The sequence below is a fragment of the Bacillus seohaeanensis genome (assembly GCF_042684945.1).
In the GTDB taxonomy this organism is placed as follows: Bacteria; Bacillota; Bacilli; order Bacillales; family Bacillaceae_B; genus Rossellomorea; species Rossellomorea seohaeanensis.
Genome location: NZ_JBHUMF010000029.1, coordinates 22075 through 38269, shown reverse-complemented (window position 1 = coordinate 38269; position 16195 = coordinate 22075). Strand labels below are relative to the sequence as shown.

The 16195-nt window shown below is 36.7% G+C and carries 15 protein-coding genes; all 15 read left to right on the top strand.

Annotated elements, in window-relative coordinates; translation table 11 throughout:
- The first annotated feature begins 82 nt into the window (after window positions 1-82).
- The 15 genes from yabG (at window position 83) to ACFSUL_RS11355 (ending at window position 16053) form a co-directional block, all read left to right on the top strand.
- On the top strand, window positions 83-964 hold the full coding sequence (gene yabG, locus ACFSUL_RS11425; RefSeq protein WP_377935494.1) for a sporulation peptidase YabG: 882 nt from the start codon (window positions 83-85) through the stop codon (window positions 962-964).
- Window positions 965-1375: 411 nt separating this feature from the next.
- Entirely contained in the window at window positions 1376-1645 is a 270-nt protein-coding gene (gene veg, locus ACFSUL_RS11420) for a biofilm formation stimulator Veg (protein WP_071413701.1), read from the top strand.
- Between the two features lie 276 nt (window positions 1646-1921).
- On the top strand, window positions 1922-2098 hold the full coding sequence (locus ACFSUL_RS11415) for a small, acid-soluble spore protein, alpha/beta type (RefSeq protein WP_377935492.1): 177 nt from the start codon (window positions 1922-1924) through the stop codon (window positions 2096-2098).
- Between the two features lie 245 nt (window positions 2099-2343).
- The gene (ispE, locus tag ACFSUL_RS11410) at window positions 2344-3198 is read left to right on the top strand and encodes a 4-(cytidine 5'-diphospho)-2-C-methyl-D-erythritol kinase (protein ID WP_377935490.1); all 855 of its coding nucleotides are present in this window, start codon (window positions 2344-2346) and stop codon (window positions 3196-3198) included.
- Between the two features lie 72 nt (window positions 3199-3270).
- Window positions 3271-4107 (top strand): pur operon repressor, encoded by an 837-nt coding sequence (purR, locus tag ACFSUL_RS11405; protein WP_071413705.1) that lies wholly within the window; start codon window positions 3271-3273, stop codon window positions 4105-4107.
- Window positions 4108-4119: 12 nt separating this feature from the next.
- A complete protein-coding gene (ridA, locus tag ACFSUL_RS11400) occupies window positions 4120-4494 on the top strand; it encodes a 2-iminobutanoate/2-iminopropanoate deaminase (protein ID WP_377935487.1) in 375 nt (124 codons plus the stop codon).
- A gap of 200 nt (window positions 4495-4694) precedes the next feature.
- Window positions 4695-4988, top strand: a complete 294-nt coding sequence (spoVG, locus tag ACFSUL_RS11395) for a septation regulator SpoVG (protein WP_032085215.1) — start codon at window positions 4695-4697, stop codon at window positions 4986-4988.
- A gap of 303 nt (window positions 4989-5291) precedes the next feature.
- Window positions 5292-6668 carry a bifunctional UDP-N-acetylglucosamine diphosphorylase/glucosamine-1-phosphate N-acetyltransferase GlmU gene (glmU, locus tag ACFSUL_RS11390; protein WP_377935484.1) on the top strand — a complete coding sequence of 459 codons (1377 nt, stop codon included), beginning with the start codon at window positions 5292-5294 and terminating at the stop codon, window positions 6666-6668.
- A gap of 12 nt (window positions 6669-6680) precedes the next feature.
- Window positions 6681-7640: a ribose-phosphate diphosphokinase gene (locus tag ACFSUL_RS11385; protein WP_071413708.1), complete on the top strand. Its 960-nt coding sequence runs from the start codon at window positions 6681-6683 to the stop codon at window positions 7638-7640.
- Between the two features lie 139 nt (window positions 7641-7779).
- Entirely contained in the window at window positions 7780-8436 is a 657-nt protein-coding gene (locus ACFSUL_RS11380) for a 50S ribosomal protein L25/general stress protein Ctc (protein WP_377935482.1), read from the top strand.
- Window positions 8437-8597: 161 nt separating this feature from the next.
- Window positions 8598-9155 carry an aminoacyl-tRNA hydrolase gene (gene pth, locus ACFSUL_RS11375; RefSeq protein ID WP_377935480.1) on the top strand — a complete coding sequence of 186 codons (558 nt, stop codon included), beginning with the start codon at window positions 8598-8600 and terminating at the stop codon, window positions 9153-9155.
- Window positions 9156-9378: 223 nt separating this feature from the next.
- Window positions 9379-9609: an anti-sigma-F factor Fin gene (locus ACFSUL_RS11370; RefSeq protein WP_377935478.1), complete on the top strand. Its 231-nt coding sequence runs from the start codon at window positions 9379-9381 to the stop codon at window positions 9607-9609.
- Window positions 9610-9785: 176 nt separating this feature from the next.
- Complete coding sequence (gene mfd / locus ACFSUL_RS11365) at window positions 9786-13319, top strand: transcription-repair coupling factor (RefSeq protein WP_377935476.1); 3534 nt, start codon at window positions 9786-9788, stop codon at window positions 13317-13319.
- A 248-nt stretch (window positions 13320-13567) separates the two neighbouring features.
- Window positions 13568-14104, top strand: coding sequence for a stage V sporulation protein T (gene spoVT / locus ACFSUL_RS11360; protein ID WP_377935474.1), 537 nt, complete (start codon window positions 13568-13570; stop codon window positions 14102-14104).
- Between the two features lie 341 nt (window positions 14105-14445).
- Complete coding sequence (locus ACFSUL_RS11355; protein ID WP_377935472.1) at window positions 14446-16053, top strand: putative polysaccharide biosynthesis protein; 1608 nt, start codon at window positions 14446-14448, stop codon at window positions 16051-16053.
- The last annotated feature ends 142 nt before the right edge of the window (window positions 16054-16195 follow it).

Genomic DNA, 16195 nt, shown 5'->3' with positions numbered 1-16195 from the left:
TGAATACTTGTCTTTCCCTCTCTGTGGAGTATAACGCTCCACAGAGAGGGAAGTTTCACTAAATCCAATGGAGTTGACGTGGATGAATATTGTAGTAGGTGCTTTGGTAGGGCGTCTTTCTTATAAATGTGATATTTTATTCCGGGTAATTGATATAAGAGAGACGAATGGCCAAAAAACAGCTATTTTATACGGAGAGGATTACCGATTAATAGCCGATGCCCCCATTCAAGATTTAAAATTACTACCTCCTTTAGAAAAGCATAGGATTGCAGAAGAGTTTCACTCCATGCAAGAACAGTCACTGGAGCTCTTTCGTCAAGATATAGATTTACTAAAGAATAAACAGGAATTCAACTTAACCAATGCGTATCGTGAGGATTTAAGTTATTTTCAAATGCCTGGAAAAGTACTGCATCTAGATGGAGATCGTAACTATTTAAAAAAATGCTTAGATATGTATGAAAAAATAGGTGTACCAGTAAAAGGGGTCCATTGTAATGAAAAAGAAATGCCTGAGCAAATTGGAAGTCTAATTGAAAAGTATCGTCCCGATATTGTGGTCATTACGGGTCATGATGCTTATTCTAAAGCAAAGGGAAAAAAATCAGATATTAACGCTTATCGTCATTCAAAGTACTTCGTAAGAACAGTTAGAGAGGCACGCAGGAAAATCCCGCATTTAGACCAACTCGTTATTTTTGCCGGTGCATGTCAATCACATTTTGAATCACTTATTCATGCAGGGGCAAACTTTGCTAGTTCTCCGGGGCGAGTAAATATTCATGCGCTAGACCCTGTATATATTGTTGCTAAAATAAGTTTTACTGGTTTTAAAGAGTCTATCAACGTATGGGACGTAGTAAGAAATACATTAACGGGGGATAAAGGGCTCGGCGGATTAGAGACAAAGGGTGTTTTACGTACTGGGATGCCATATAGTATGGTAGATGATGATGAATAAAAAGCCATTGCCGATAGTTTTGCTACCGGCTTTTTTCTTCTCCATTTTTGGTGCCTATTTTCTCTGAGGTCAAACCGTTCCTGATAAAATAACTCGAACTGAATGTTTATCCCAATACTTTGCGTGAAAAGAGTATTTTGAAGCGGGTAGTTGTAATTTTCATTCCGTCCAACAGGCTTTGAGAAAGGCTGAAAGGTTTTCCATCTTTGTGTTAGAAACAGTAAGAAACATCATTGAAATAAGTTTACATAATTTCTCTTTTTAAGGGGAAAGTAGTAATAATGTAGAAAAAAGTGAAATTTTGTTGAATAAAATATGTTGACAGGGAATAAAATTTCTTGTTAAAATAATAAATTTATTTGACTAAAAATTAGTGGTGTGTTATACTTATTTTAGTGAGGTGGAAGCGAAATGCCAAAAACATTAGCCGACATTAAAAGATCCCTTGATTCTAACTTGGGTAAACGTTTAATGCTTAAAGCCAACGGTGGGCGTCGAAAAACTATTGAACGTTCAGGCGTTCTTGCCGAAACGTATCCTTCAGTATTTGTGGTTCAGTTAGACCAGGAAGAGAACGCGTTTGAAAGAGTTTCTTACAGCTATGCAGATGTACTCACTGAAACTGTTCAATTAACTTTTTACGATGAAGCAACAGGTAATATCATCTTAAGTCAGCAGTAAACATTTTTATGTTTACTGTTTTTTTATTGTTAGGCGAATTATAAAATAGCTGCATGTAGATAACTCAAACTTTAAAGGGGCTTCCGCTTTTATTTTAAGGCGTTTTTTTAAAAGGTTCTTTGAGAAGATACAAACTAAACTACATAATAGGTACAAAGAATGCTTGTATTCCCTTACTAGAAAAGCTGGAAATACTGGCGGACATCTACTAGTAAGTAGTTCTTTCTTTTTACATATAGTAAGAATGTGTGGTACTGAAAAATCAGGAGGGATTCCGTGAGCAGAAGAAGAGGAATAATGTCGGACAAGCTAAAAGAAGAGATAGCAAAAGAATTAGGTTTTTACGATGTTGTCCAACACGAAGGATGGGGCGGCATTAAATCTAGAGACGCAGGTAACATGGTAAAAAGAGCTATCGAAATAGCACAGCAACAACTAACACAACGTCAATAGTCCTGACTATTGCTCGGTATAAAGTGCCGCATTTTTAAAGGGGCCCCATTTTTAGCAGTTATTTTTGCTTTTAATGGGGTCTTTTTTTCAAACACTTACTAATTTTAAAATAGCCAGTCTTCCAAATGCTTCAGCTACATGATAAAATTATTTACTTGTATAAGTACGTATTTTGATGATAAGCAATTATTCTTTTTAATGTGCTAAAATAGACGTAATGAGTAATTTTGTAAGAAGGTGATAATTTGAGGTTATTAATAAAGGCCCCGGCGAAAATTAACCTGTCACTTGATGTACTACATAAACGATTAGATGGTTATCATGAAGTAGAAATGGTTATGACAACGATTGACCTGGCAGACAGGTTGGAGTTAGTTCCATTAGAAGAGAATGTAATTAAGATTCTTTCTCAAAATCGTTTTGTTCCAGATGATCAGCGAAATCTAGCATATCAAGCTGCACAAGTTTTAAAAGAAAAACTGAATATTAAAAAGGGCGTTGCAATTTCTATTGATAAGGTTATTCCAGTTGCGGCAGGGTTAGCAGGTGGAAGTAGTGATGCAGCAGCGACGTTAAAAGGTTTGAACAGTTTATGGAACCTTGGTTTAAGTCTTGAAGAGTTGGCAGAAATCGGTTCTGAAATTGGATCAGATGTCTCCTTTTGTGTCCATGGGGGGACAGCTCTCGCTACAGGAAGAGGGGAAAAAATCCAACATATCCCGAGCCCTCCAAGTTGTTGGGTTATTTTGGCAAAGCCGACTATAGGTGTCTCTACAGCAGATGTGTATCAAAATTTGGACTTGAAAAATGTTCAACATCCGAATACGCAAGCAATGATTTCTGCATTAGAACAAGGAAGTTATAAAGGAATATGTGAAAACTTAGGTAACGTTTTAGAAAGTGTTACATTAAAGATGCATCCGGAAGTAACGCAAATTAAAAATCAAATGGAACGTTTTGGAGCGGACTCGGTATTAATGAGTGGAAGCGGTCCGACAGTATACGGATTAGTCCATCATGAATCGCGACTTCATCGCATTTATAATGGTTTACGTGGTTTTTGTGATCAGGTATTTGCGGTTAGAATGTTAGGAGAGTAAGGACTCTCTTGCTTAAATCCGGATATTAGTGGTATATTTACTTTAAATATTCGGATTTAGGGGGTAGGTGTAGTGAAGTTTAAGCGTAGTGAACGTTTAATAGATATGACCCATTTTTTATTAGAGCGTCCTCATGAGTTAGTACCCTTGACTTTTTTCTCCGAGCGATATGGCTCAGCTAAATCTTCTATAAGTGAGGATTTAACGATTATTAAAGAAACTTTTGAAGTGCGCGGGGTTGGAACAATCCAAACCGTTCCTGGTGCCGCTGGAGGAGTTAAATATATATCAAAGGTCAATGTGTCTTCAGCAAAGCAAATGATTGAGGAACTTTGTGGACACTTGGAGAATTCTGAACGTCTGCTTCCAGGAGGATATCTGTTTATGACAGATTTACTAGGTAATCCTCAATTGATGAACAAAGTAGGTAGGCTATTGGCATCTGCTTTTGCGGATAAAGAAATTGATGTCATTATGACTGTGGCGACGAAAGGGATTCCTATTGCAACGGCAGTAGCTAACTTTTTAAATGTTCCAGTTGTCATTGTCAGAAGAGATAGTCGTGTAACAGAGGGATCTACAGTAAGTATTAATTATGTATCTGGTTCTACTAAAAGAATACAATCGATGGTTCTTTCAAAAAGAAGTTTAAAAGAAGGTTCGAAAGTACTAATTGTAGACGATTTTATGAAAGCAGGAGGAACAGTTAACGGGATGAAGAACTTATTAGAAGAGTTCTCTGCATCTGTTACTGGTATCGGTGTTCTAGTAGAATCGGAAAGTGTGGATGAACGCTTAGTGGATGATTATATTTCTCTATTAAAGTTGTCAGATGTTAATGAAAAAGATAGACAGATTAAAGTAACCGAGGGGAACTATTTTCAATCTAACTTGAGTTTTTTAAGTTGAGGAGGAAAAAACATGCATGTTGTATCAACGAAAAAAGCACCAGCGGCAATTGGTCCATATTCTCAAGGTATAGTAGTAAATAATCTCTTTTATAGTTCTGGACAAATTCCACTTACACAAGAAGGCGTTATGGTGGAAGGAGATATAACAGAGCAAACACATCAAGTGTTCCAAAACCTTCAAGCAGTTTTAGAAGAAGCGGGTGCATCGCTTGAAACAGTTGTGAAAGCTACTGTTTTTATAAAAGATATGAACGACTTTGGTTCTATTAATGAAGTATACGGACAATACTTTGATCAACACAAACCTGCTCGTTCTTGCGTAGAGGTTGCTCGCTTACCAAAGGATGCTGGAGTAGAAATAGAAGTAATTGCGCTCGTGAAGTAATTTCATGGGCGTCTTTCTCTACCATCTCTATTAATGACTAAATAGCTCTTAATTTTTCTGAATTATTAGTAATGTTGGTGCTTTCAAACTATTTTTTTAAAAGTTTTTTAAAAAATTTTACAATTTAAGAAGGAAAATCTGAAAAACACGTTGAATACATACAATAGAATTTCATCTAGGAAGAAAAGGTGGTGAACAGAATGGAAGTAACAGACGTACGATTGCGCCGAGTGAATACAGATGGCCGCATGAGAGCTATCGCTTCAATTACACTTGATAATGAATTTGTTGTCCATGATATTCGTGTAATTGATGGGAACAATGGTTTATTTGTAGCGATGCCAAGCAAGCGAACTCCTGATGGGGAATTTCGCGACATAGCTCATCCAATTAATTCAGGTACACGTGGTAAGATTCAAGATGCTGTTCTAGCCGAGTATCATCGTTTGGGTGAACTTGAAGAGGTAGAGTTAGAAGAAGCTGGGGCTTCATAAAAGAATAATTGACAACAAGAGCCTTTCCTTAGTGAGGCTCTTTTTTTTTGCTCAAATTTAGTGGATAGCTCCTTGAGCCATAAGCCAATCATCCCAAAAAGGCGAAAAAACACCTTTCCGATTTTCTGATAAAACAGTCTTTTTTGACGCTTTTAAAAAGATTGTTACCCTTTCCTTCATGTCCTTTACTAATTTCCCTCTTTCGTTCCTTGACAAATATTTGTACTTTTCCTTACAACCTTGAAATGGTACTATTTTTAAGATATATTCGTTATGGATAATAAGGTTATTGGAGGACCAAAAATGACGACAAATAGATATGCTGTTATATTAGCTGCTGGACAGGGCACTAGAATGAAATCGAAGTTGTATAAAGTTCTTCACCCGGTTTGTGGTAAGCCTATGGTAGAACATGTAGTCGACCAAATTTCAACTCTACATATAAATGAAACAGTTACGATTATTGGACATGGTGCAGATTTGGTAAAAACTCATTTGAACGGTAAAAGTGAGTTTGCTTTGCAGGAAGAGCAACTAGGCACTGCCCATGCTGTTATGCAAGCGGAAAGTGTTCTTGGTAACTTAGAGGGAACTACACTAGTTGTTTGTGGAGATACTCCACTAATTAAAGCAGAAACAATGGAAGCATTACTTCAGCATCATGAAGATCAAAACGCAAAAGCAACAATTTTGACCGGATATGCAGAAAACCCTACTGGTTATGGAAGGATTATTCGTAATAACACAGGGTTAGTGGAGCGAATTGTGGAGCATAAAGATGCGGCAGAAGAAGAGAAAAGTGTGAAAGAAATTAACACTGGAACGTATTGCTTTGACAATAAAGCACTATTTGATGCCTTAAAGAAAGTTTCCAACGATAATGTTCAAGGTGAATACTATTTACCTGATGTAATTGAAATTCTTCAGTCAGAGGGTGAAATAGTTAGTGCCTATCAAACGAGTGACTTTGGTGAAACATTGGGTGTTAATGACAGAGTGGCGTTATCTCAAGCAGAAACTATTATGAAACGTCGTATTAACGAGCAACATATGAGAAATGGCGTTACGATTACAGATCCAAATAATACATACATCGGTAGTGATGTGAAAATTGGACGAGACACACTTGTACTCCCAGGAACTGTGCTGACAGGAAACACTGAAATTGGCGAGGATGCTATTATTGGACCTTCTACAGAAATTAAAGATTGTGTCGTAGGTTCAAGAACAACGGTTAAACAGTCTGTAGCTCATAATAGTTCGATTGGTTCCGATGTACAAATTGGACCATTTGCTCATATTCGTCCAGAATCATCAATTCATGATGAAGTGAAGATTGGTAACTTTGTTGAAGTGAAAAAGGCGGAATTTGGAAAAGGTAGTAAAGCGTCCCATCTTAGTTATATAGGAGATGCAGAGGTAGGAAAAGCTGTTAATATTGGCTGTGGTTCTATTACTGTAAACTATGATGGGAAAAATAAACACTTAACTAAAATTGAAGATGGTGTTTTTGTAGGCTGTAATTCAAACTTAGTTGCTCCTGTTACTGTTGGTAAAGGTGCTTATATTGCTGCTGGTTCTACCATAACAGAAGACGTACCAGGTGAATCATTATCTATTGCTCGTGCTCGTCAAGTGAATAAGGACAATTATGTCCAAAAATTAAACGATAAGAAATAATGGAGGTCCACGATGTCAAACTCTTATACTAACTCGAAATTAAAAATATTTTCATTAAACTCTAATTATGACCTTGCCAAAGAGATTGCTAACGAGGTAGGAGTAGATCTTGGAAAATGTACAGTAAAACAATTTAGTGATGGTGAAATTCAAATTAACATAGAGGAGAGTATTCGTGGATGTGATGTATTCGTCATTCAATCTACAAGCTACCCAGTTAATGAGAACTTAATGGAACTTCTTATTATGATAGACGCTCTTAAACGTGCATCAGCTAAAACGATTAATATTGTAATGCCTTATTATGGTTATGCCCGCCAAGACCGTAAAGCAAGAGCTCGTGAACCAATTACAGCGAAGCTTGTAGCGAACCTTTTAGAAACTGCTGGGGCATTCCGTGTTATTACGCTTGATCTCCATGCACCGCAAATCCAAGGGTTCTTTGATATTCTTATCGATCACCTTATGGGAGTTCCGATTCTTGCAGACTATTTCGAAGAGAAAGGGTTCAAACAAGAGGATATCGTTATCGTTTCACCAGACCATGGCGGAGTGACTAGAGCACGTAAATTGGCAGAAAGATTAAAAGCACCTATTGCGATCATTGATAAACGTCGTCCAAAACCTAACGTAGCGGAAGTAATGAATATTGTCGGTAATATTGATGGAAAAATAGCCATTTTAATTGATGATATTATTGATACAGCAGGAACTATTACATTAGGTGCCAATGCATTAGTAGAGAATGGTGCCAAAGAAGTATACGCGTGTTGTACACATCCTGTACTTTCAGGTCCTGCGATTGAGAGAATTGAGAATTCAAAAATTAAAGAGTTAGTGGTAACGAATTCTATTCCACTATCTGAAGACAAACTGATCGGTAAAGTAAAACAATTATCTGTTGCCCGACTTATTAGCGAAGCAATTATTCGTGTATATGAGGAACAATCAGTAAGTACATTATTCGATTAATACTTGAGTGAAAAATGCCCAATGACTTCATTGGGTATTTTTTTATTTGGAAAAGAGTAGTATAAGTTATGTTTATTCTTTACCAAATTAGGGCATTTTTTATATAGAGGATATTTTAATGATGGAGGGTGTTGTTTTTATGTCAACCGATTTGAAAGCAAATAAAAGAAGCGATTTTAAGCGGTCATCACTAACGGAACTTCGAAGACAAGGAAATATTCCTGGTGTAGTGTATGGTTACAAAACAGAAAATACACCAATAAGTGTCGATGCAATTACATTTATTAAAACAATTCGTGAGTCAGGAAGAAATGGAATTATTTCTTTAGAGGTTGATGGAAATAAACAAAATGTCATTTTAAATGACTATCAACAAGACCATATTAAAGATGAAATCACTCATATAGATTTCCTTGCTGTTAACATGTCAGAAGAAATGCATGCGAATGTGCGTATTGAACTTGTAGGGGAAGCACCTGGTGTGAAAGACGGTGGAGTTCTTCAACAGCCGGTATTTGAGGTTTCTGTTACAGCAAAGCCTTCTGAAATGCCGGATTATATTGAGGTGGATATTTCCGAGTTGCAAGTTGGTGAAACAATTACCATTGGTGATATTCGCAATAAATACAGTGTGACAATTAATGAAGAAGATGACACACTTACAATTGCCTCTATTTTAGCACCAAGACAAGAAGAGGAAATCAGTTCGGGTGAAGAACAGGAAGCAGGGGCTCCTGAAAATGAAGAAGGAAGAGAAACAGAGGCAAGTAATGAGAGTGAATCGGATAAAGAATAAAAAACTTAAGGGAGTAATGGAGTTTGCTCCCTTAAATTATTTAACCATCTGATGTTAGATCAGGATGGTTATTCTAGTATAAAATTTTTTTGCGTAACCTTTTGCAGGTTGCGCTTTTTATGTATATGCTAAAGGTACGTAGAAAAAATGAGGTGGTAGTAATGAAGTTAATTGTAGGCCTTGGAAATCCAGGAGCGCAGTTTGAAAGGACAAGACATAATATTGGGTTTGAAATCATTGATGCTCTTTCTGAACGTTTGCAGACTCCTCTAACGCAATCAAAGTTTAAAGGGGTTTTTGGTACGTATCATTATAATGGAGAAAAAATCATTTTACTAAAACCCCTTACATATATGAACTTATCTGGTGAATGTATTGTTCCGTTAATGGATTATTATGATATACCTGATGAGAATCTACTCGTAATTTATGATGATTTGGATTTACCAGTAGGGAAAATTAGACTTCGTCAAAAAGGAAGTGCTGGTGGTCATAATGGTATTAAATCAACCATTGCTCACTTAGGAACACAAAATTTTAACAGGATTCGTATTGGAATTGATCGTCCGAATGCGGGAATGAGTGTCCCTGATTATGTTTTAGGAAAGTTTAGTAAGGAAGAATGGGATAAAATGCAAGATGTTATGAAATCCTGTATTGATGCATGCGAATCTTGGATGGACAAACCATTTATTGAAGTCATGAACGAATTTAATTAGAATACAATTTGAATAAGTCCCCTTAAACAGGTTCATACTAGTAATATAAATTGGAACTTCAATTAGTGCGGAGTTTCTTTTCCCCACTGATTGTTGGTTGAGCGAATGGAGCATTGATGGACAGTTGTCTCCTACTTATGCTTTTTTGTTTCTCCCTATAATTTTAGGGTGGGAGATTTACTATCCGTTAATGCAAGATAAAACTGTTTGGAGGGGATAGAACATGACTATCCATTATAATTGTCGTCATTGTGGAGTAAGTGTAGGCTCGTTACAGCAAACATCAGTTCAGTCTGAAAAGCTTGGCATTAACAAGTTAACGGAGGAAGAGCGATTGAACATGGTCAATTATCAGGATAATGGAGACATTCATATAAAGACAATTTGTGAGGATTGTCAGGAGAGTTTAGAACGTAATCCAGACTATCATTCATTAGACTATATTATTCATTAATAAGCTTTGGTCCTATAAGCCAAAGCATTTTTCTGTTCTAACTGAGCTGATACACAGAAAATCTAGTTCAAGGGTTAGAAGCATGTTAGAAGTCAGACTTGTGAGATTAAGAGGTAGGAATAAAGGTTATCCTTCATCCTTTGATCTCCGTCATCCAGAAGGGGAGGAGCGTAATTTTGAAAGGTATATTAAAGGAAATTCATGAAAGTGAAGAAATACAATCTATTATTGCCGGATTAGAAGAAGGATTATCAGAACAATTAGTTGCAGGGTTATCAGGATCTTCTCGTGCTGTATATATTGCGTATGCCTATGAAAGGACAAAAAGGACAACAATGGTTGTAACGCATAATCTTTTGCAAGCGCAAAAAATTTACGACGATCTTGTACAATTTTTATCAGAGGATGAGGTATTTCTTTATCCAGCCAATGAACTAATTGCTGCGGAGTTAAGTATCGCAAGTCCAGAATTGAGATCGCAAAGAATAGATGTGTTAAATCAACTAGCAAATAATAAACAAGGTGTGTACATTGTTCCCGTTTCGGGTCTTAGAAAAATACTGCCATCTAAAGAATTGTGGAAAAGCCATCAGTTTGTCTTTTCTGTTGGGGAGGACATTGATTTAGATGAACAGTTAAACCAGTTGGTGCAAATGGGGTATAACAGAGTAGGAATGGTGAGTGCACCCGGAGAGTTCAGTATTAGGGGAGGAATTCTTGATATTTATCCTCTTACTGTAGCAAATCCTATTCGAATTGAGTTATTCGATACGGAAATTGATTCTATTCGTTCCTTTTCTGCGGATGATCAACGCTCTATTGGAAAATTAGATTCAATAGAAATAGGTCCGGCTACCGAAATACTTCTGAAATATGAACATATGGAAAGATTAATAGACAAGCTGGAAGCAGGATTATCTCAGAGTTTAAAAAAGATTAAAGCATCGACTGTTAAAGAAAAGCTTACAGAATATATTGGACACGAAGTGGAGCAACTCCAAAATGGACAAACTCCGGAGCAAATTTTCAAGTATCTATCCATCGCCTACCCGTCGGTTACTAGTTTACTAGACTATTTTCCGTCGGATTCTTTTCTGTTTTTCGATGAGTATAGCCGTATCCAGGAAATGAATGAGTCATTAGATACGGAAGAAGCAGAATGGTACACTTCCTTGCTTCAAGAAGGACAGATCATCCATGATATTACTGTCTCACACTCATTGCCGTCTTTATTTTCTAATACAATGTTACCTAAAGTATATTTTTCTTTGTTCTTACGACATTTACCGAATACAAGTCCGCAAAATATTTTTAATATATCAAGTAAACCAATGCAAAATTTCCATGGTCAGATGCATGTATTAAAAGCAGAATTAGATAGATGGAAGAAAGGTAATTTCACTGTTGTTTTACTAGGACCTGATGAAGAACGAATTAAGAAGTTACAACGGGTATTAGATGATTATGAAATAGAAATTGCCTATGTAGAAGATGGGGGAAAATTACTTCCAGGAAAAGTACAAATGATTGATGGCAGTTTAACGAGTGGCTTTGAATTTCCACTACAAAAATTAGCTGTTATTACAGAAGAAGAGTTATTTAATAAAAAGACCCAAAAGAAACCTAGAAGACAAAAAATGTCCAATGCAGAACGGATAAAGAGTTATTCCGAATTAAAAATTGGCGATTATGTTGTCCATGTTAACCATGGGATAGGAAAATACTTAGGGATTGAAACATTAGAAATTAACGGAGTTCACAAAGATTATCTTCATGTGAAATACCAAGGAAGTGATAAGTTATACGTACCTGTAGAACAAATTGAACTTATCCAAAAATACGTAGCATCTGAAAGTAAAGATCCAAAGCTGTACAAGCTTGGAGGGAATGAATGGAAGAAGGTTAAATCAAAAGTCGAATCTTCCGTACAAGATATTGCAGACGATTTGATAAAATTGTATGCAGAGAGAGAATCGGCAAAAGGATATGCTTTTTCACCGGACGGTACGATGCAAAGGGAATTTGAAGCTGCTTTTCCTTATGAAGAAACAGAAGACCAACTGCGTTCGATACAGGAAATTAAAAAGGATATGGAAAGAGAAAGACCGATGGATAGACTGTTATGCGGTGATGTTGGTTACGGCAAGACAGAGGTAGCGATTCGTGCTGCATTTAAAGCAGTAGCGGATGGAAAGCAAGTAGCGCTTCTTGTGCCGACGACGATATTAGCACAACAACATTTTGAAACAATGAAAGAACGGTTTCAGGATTTTCCTGTTGAAATTGGTTTATTAAGTAGATTCCGTACAAGGAAGCAGCAGCAAGAAACGATGAAGGGATTAAAGAATGGAACAGTAGATGTCGTTGTGGGAACACACAGGTTGTTATCTAAAGACATTGAGTATAGAGATTTAGGCCTTCTTATTGTGGATGAAGAACAACGTTTCGGTGTCACACATAAAGAGAAAATTAAAAAATTAAAAACAAATGTGGATGTATTGACGTTAACAGCGACGCCAATTCCGAGAACGCTTCACATGTCGATGCTTGGTGTTAGAGATTTATCTGTAATTGAAACGCCACCTGAAAACCGATTCCCTGTCCAAACATATGTAATGGAGTACAATGGAGCATTGATCAAAGAAGCAATTGAAAGAGAAATGGCTCGTAATGGTCAAGTGTATTTCCTTTATAACCGTGTAGAAGATATCGAGAGGAAAGCAGATGAAATATCTATGCTTGTACCAGAAGCAAGAATTGCTTATGCACATGGACAAATGAGTGAAAATGAATTGGAGTCCGTTATTCTCGGTTTCCTTGAGGGAGAATATGATGTTTTAGTAACAACGACTATTATTGAAACAGGTGTAGACATTCCAAATGTAAACACATTAATTATTTTTGACGCGGATCGAATGGGACTTTCTCAGCTGTATCAGTTGCGGGGGCGTGTTGGTCGTTCTAACCGTGTTGCCTATTCTTATTTTACGTATCGTAAGGATAAAGTATTAACGGAGGTTGCAGAGAAACGTTTGCAAGCTATCAAAGAATTTACCGAACTTGGTTCAGGGTTTAAGATTGCAATGCGAGACTTGACGATAAGAGGTGCTGGAAACTTGCTTGGGGCACAGCAGCATGGATTTATTGACTCAGTTGGATTTGATCTGTATTCCCAAATGCTAAAAGAAGCGATTGAAGAGAAAAAAGGAGATCTTCCGAAAAATAACGAAAAGGCATTAGAAGTCGACATTGAAGTGGATGCTTATATACCGGACGATTATATTAAAGATGGTCATCAAAAGATAGAAATGTACAAGAGATTCCGTTCATTGTCTACTTTATTAGAAGTGGAAGAGTTACAAGAAGAAATACTTGATCGTTTCGGAGAATATCCAGAAGAAGTGAGCTACCTATTTCTTATCTCGGAAATGAAGCTATATGCTAAAAATACGGAGCTTGAATCGATTAAGCAAGATAAGAAAACAGTAAATATTTTAATGTCTCCCGAAGGAACTAACAAGATTGATGGCTCAAAAGTATTTGAAATATGCAATAAACACGGTCGAGCAGTAGGATTAGGATTAGAAGGTTCTAAGCTTAAGATTTCTATTAACACATCTAGACTTTCGTCAAAAGAATGGTTTACGAAGGCGTATGACATCATTAAAAACCTAGATAAAGCATTAAAAGTAGAACAGGAACAATCATGATAGTTGTCATTTAGTTGTAAACAAACTGTAAATGCGCCCGTAGTTTTGTTTCTATATTATAAGGGTAGTAGTATTTATGCAGCTGCCAATAGAGGAAAAAATATCTTGCACTATAATAAATTGGAATATAGAGAAAAAATAACGGATAGTGTATAGAACTTCCCATATGTAGGATACTAAACTCAACAATGGTAATGAATACAAATCATTACTAAAAAAATCATCTGATGAAAGTGAGGCAACTATAGATGAAAGCAACTGGTATTGTTCGTCGTATTGATGATTTAGGGCGCGTCGTTATTCCAAAGGAAATTCGCAGAACCTTAAGGATCCGCGAAGGAGATCCACTTGAAATATTTGTGGATCGTGACGGAGAAGTCATCTTGAAGAAATATTCACCAATTAGTGAACTTGGCGATTTCGCAAAGGAATATGCTGAAGCATTATATGATAGTTTAGGAAGTGCAGTATTAATTTGTGACCGTGATGCAGTTATTGCAATTGCAGGTGGTTCGAAGAAAGAATACTTAAATAAAAACATTAGTGAATTAGTAGAAAAAGTTATGGATGAGCGTTCTTCTATTTTACATGCGGAACAAGGACAAGCTGAACTAGTAGAAGGAAACGAAGAGGAACTCTCCTCTTACACTATGTCACCAATTGTGGCAAATGGAGATCCAATTGGTGCCGTCGTTATCTTTTCAAAAGACCGTACCGTTGGAGAAGTGGAACAAAAAGCAGTTGAAACGGCAGCTGGCTTTTTAGCAAGACAAATGGAACAGTAAAAAGAGTGGCGACGATATCGCCGCTCTTCTTTTTTGTGTAAAAGGTTAAAGTAAATGGAATGCTTTTTCTGGTGGGTAATAGTTGCTTTTCGGAGCCTCTCAAGGCATTTCTGCTTTTCAGAATCTAGCTCTAGTGCCTAGTTCACTGTGAAAAAGAGACTTTTCCTCTAAAGACAACAAGCGTCTTTTGGTGGAAATCTCTATTTTCTTCACGAGCTGTTCTAGACACTTCTGCCTTTCTTTTTATGCTATAATACGGACGATTATTTTTTCTTAGAACGTGAGTTGAAATGAGTTTTGGAACGTTTTGTTTTCCATATAGAAAGGTAGGAAGCTTTCAGTTGAAACAGCAATATTCCTCTAAACAGCTTGTGAAAGGTGCTACAATTTTAACGGTCGCTGCACTAATTACGAAGATACTTAGTGCACTGTATCGTGTACCATTTCAAAATTTAGTAGGTGACATTGGTTTTTATATATATCAACAGGTTTACCCTTTTTTTGGTATAGTCATTGCTTTATCCACATATGGTTTTCCTGTCATCATTTCGAAATTAGTGGCTGAAAAGGTAGAAGAGAACAATTACCTCGGTGCCAAAAGGGTTATCCAATCGTCTTTTCAATTTCTTTCTGCCGTTGGTATTGGATGGTTTCTCCTTCTTTTCTTTGGTGCTTCCTTTATTGCGAGCATAATGGGAGACCCTAATTTACAGCCGCTTATACAAGTTATATCGTTATCTTTTTTACTAGTTGCTCCATTATCGGTATTAAGAGGCTACTATCAAGGGAAAAATGATATGCTTCCGACAGCGGTGTCTCAGGTTACAGAGCAGATAGTAAGGGTAGTAACGATTTTAGTAACCACTACCTTTTTCGTAATGAATGGCGCTTCTTTATATTTAACAGGAAGTGGTGCCCTGCTTGGTTCGGTTATTGGCGGTTTAGCCGGGGTCTTTTTGTTGATTTGTTTTATTCAACTTAGAAGAGAAAGTCTTTTTTTCGGACTTTTTACCATTAAAATAAATAATGAAGTAAAGACTATCTGGGGGCAATTAATAAAAAATGGCACAGCTATTTGTATTAGTGGAATGCTTTTGGTTCTTCTGCAATTTGTAGATGCGTTTAATGTATACTCATTGCTGATGGAAAGTGGGATGGGGGAAGAAGAAGCGAAAAAGTGGAAAGGTATTTATGACAGAGGTCAACCTTTTGTTCAACTCGGCACAGTTGTAGCAACGTCTATTTCACTGGCAATTGTTCCGTTGGTTACAAGTACTTATAAAAAAAGGGATACTCCTCTTGTAAGGGAGTACAGTCAGCTCGCTTTAAAGGTGAGTATCATCGTTGGTTTTGCTGCTTCTCTTGGTCTTATCAATATAATTGTTCCAACAAATATAATGCTATTTCAGAATGCAGCAGGATCGGATGCATTAGCTGTTTTTTCAGGATCAATCTTTTTTAGTTGTCTCATTCTAACATTTTCCGGAATCTTACAGGGGATAGGCAACATTTATTACCCTGCTTTTGCAGTACTATTTGGAATTGGATTTAAATATGTACTAAATATAGTGTTTATCCCACAACTAGGCATAATGGGAGCATCTATAGCAACAATTCTTTCCCTTTTAATCATCACGATACTAATGATTGTAAAAGTAAGGCGACTTTTTTCCATCCATTTAATTGAAATCCATTTTTATAAGACCCTGGTTTTGAGTGGTATTGGAATGACAGTTCTATTAAAGGCATATTTGCTTATTCACGATAAAATGATGCATTCTAGTTGGAATGGAAGAGAAGTTTCTGCCTTCTTTTCTATCTCAGGTGTTTTACTTGGAGGTATTGTTTTTATTACAATCTTCTTAAGAGGAAGTGTACTAAGCAAAAATGAGTTAAGTTTATTACCACTTGGAAGCAAGTGGGTGAAGATTGCGGAAAGGATAAAGTGAAACTTACCGATGCGTTAGCAGAGGTTTGGTTGAATCAATGAAGTGTTTACGGGCATTTCTTCACCTAGACTTCTTGGCTTCCTCGAAGTCTTGAAGTGGTTAGGTTACTGCCCGTTAATGTGGAATAAAATGAAAAAAAGAC

Bases quoted from the DNA above. Each gene is read 5' to 3' on its own strand.
- ACFSUL_RS11380 (WP_377935482.1), top strand. From the start codon at position 7,780: ATGTCAACCGATTTGAAAGCAAATAAAAGAAGCGATTTTAAGCGGTCA.
- ACFSUL_RS11385 (WP_071413708.1), top strand. From the start codon at position 6,681: ATGTCAAACTCTTATACTAACTCGAAATTAAAAATATTTTCATTAAAC.
- yabG (WP_377935494.1), top strand. From the start codon at position 83: ATGAATATTGTAGTAGGTGCTTTGGTAGGGCGTCTTTCTTATAAATGT.
- pth (WP_377935480.1), top strand. From the start codon at position 8,598: ATGAAGTTAATTGTAGGCCTTGGAAATCCAGGAGCGCAGTTTGAAAGG.
- glmU (WP_377935484.1), top strand. From the start codon at position 5,292: ATGACGACAAATAGATATGCTGTTATATTAGCTGCTGGACAGGGCACT.
- ACFSUL_RS11370 (WP_377935478.1), top strand. From the start codon at position 9,379: ATGACTATCCATTATAATTGTCGTCATTGTGGAGTAAGTGTAGGCTCG.
- spoVT (WP_377935474.1), top strand. From the start codon at position 13,568: ATGAAAGCAACTGGTATTGTTCGTCGTATTGATGATTTAGGGCGCGTC.
- ridA (WP_377935487.1), top strand. From the start codon at position 4,120: ATGCATGTTGTATCAACGAAAAAAGCACCAGCGGCAATTGGTCCATAT.
- spoVG (WP_032085215.1), top strand. From the start codon at position 4,695: ATGGAAGTAACAGACGTACGATTGCGCCGAGTGAATACAGATGGCCGC.
- veg (WP_071413701.1), top strand. From the start codon at position 1,376: ATGCCAAAAACATTAGCCGACATTAAAAGATCCCTTGATTCTAACTTG.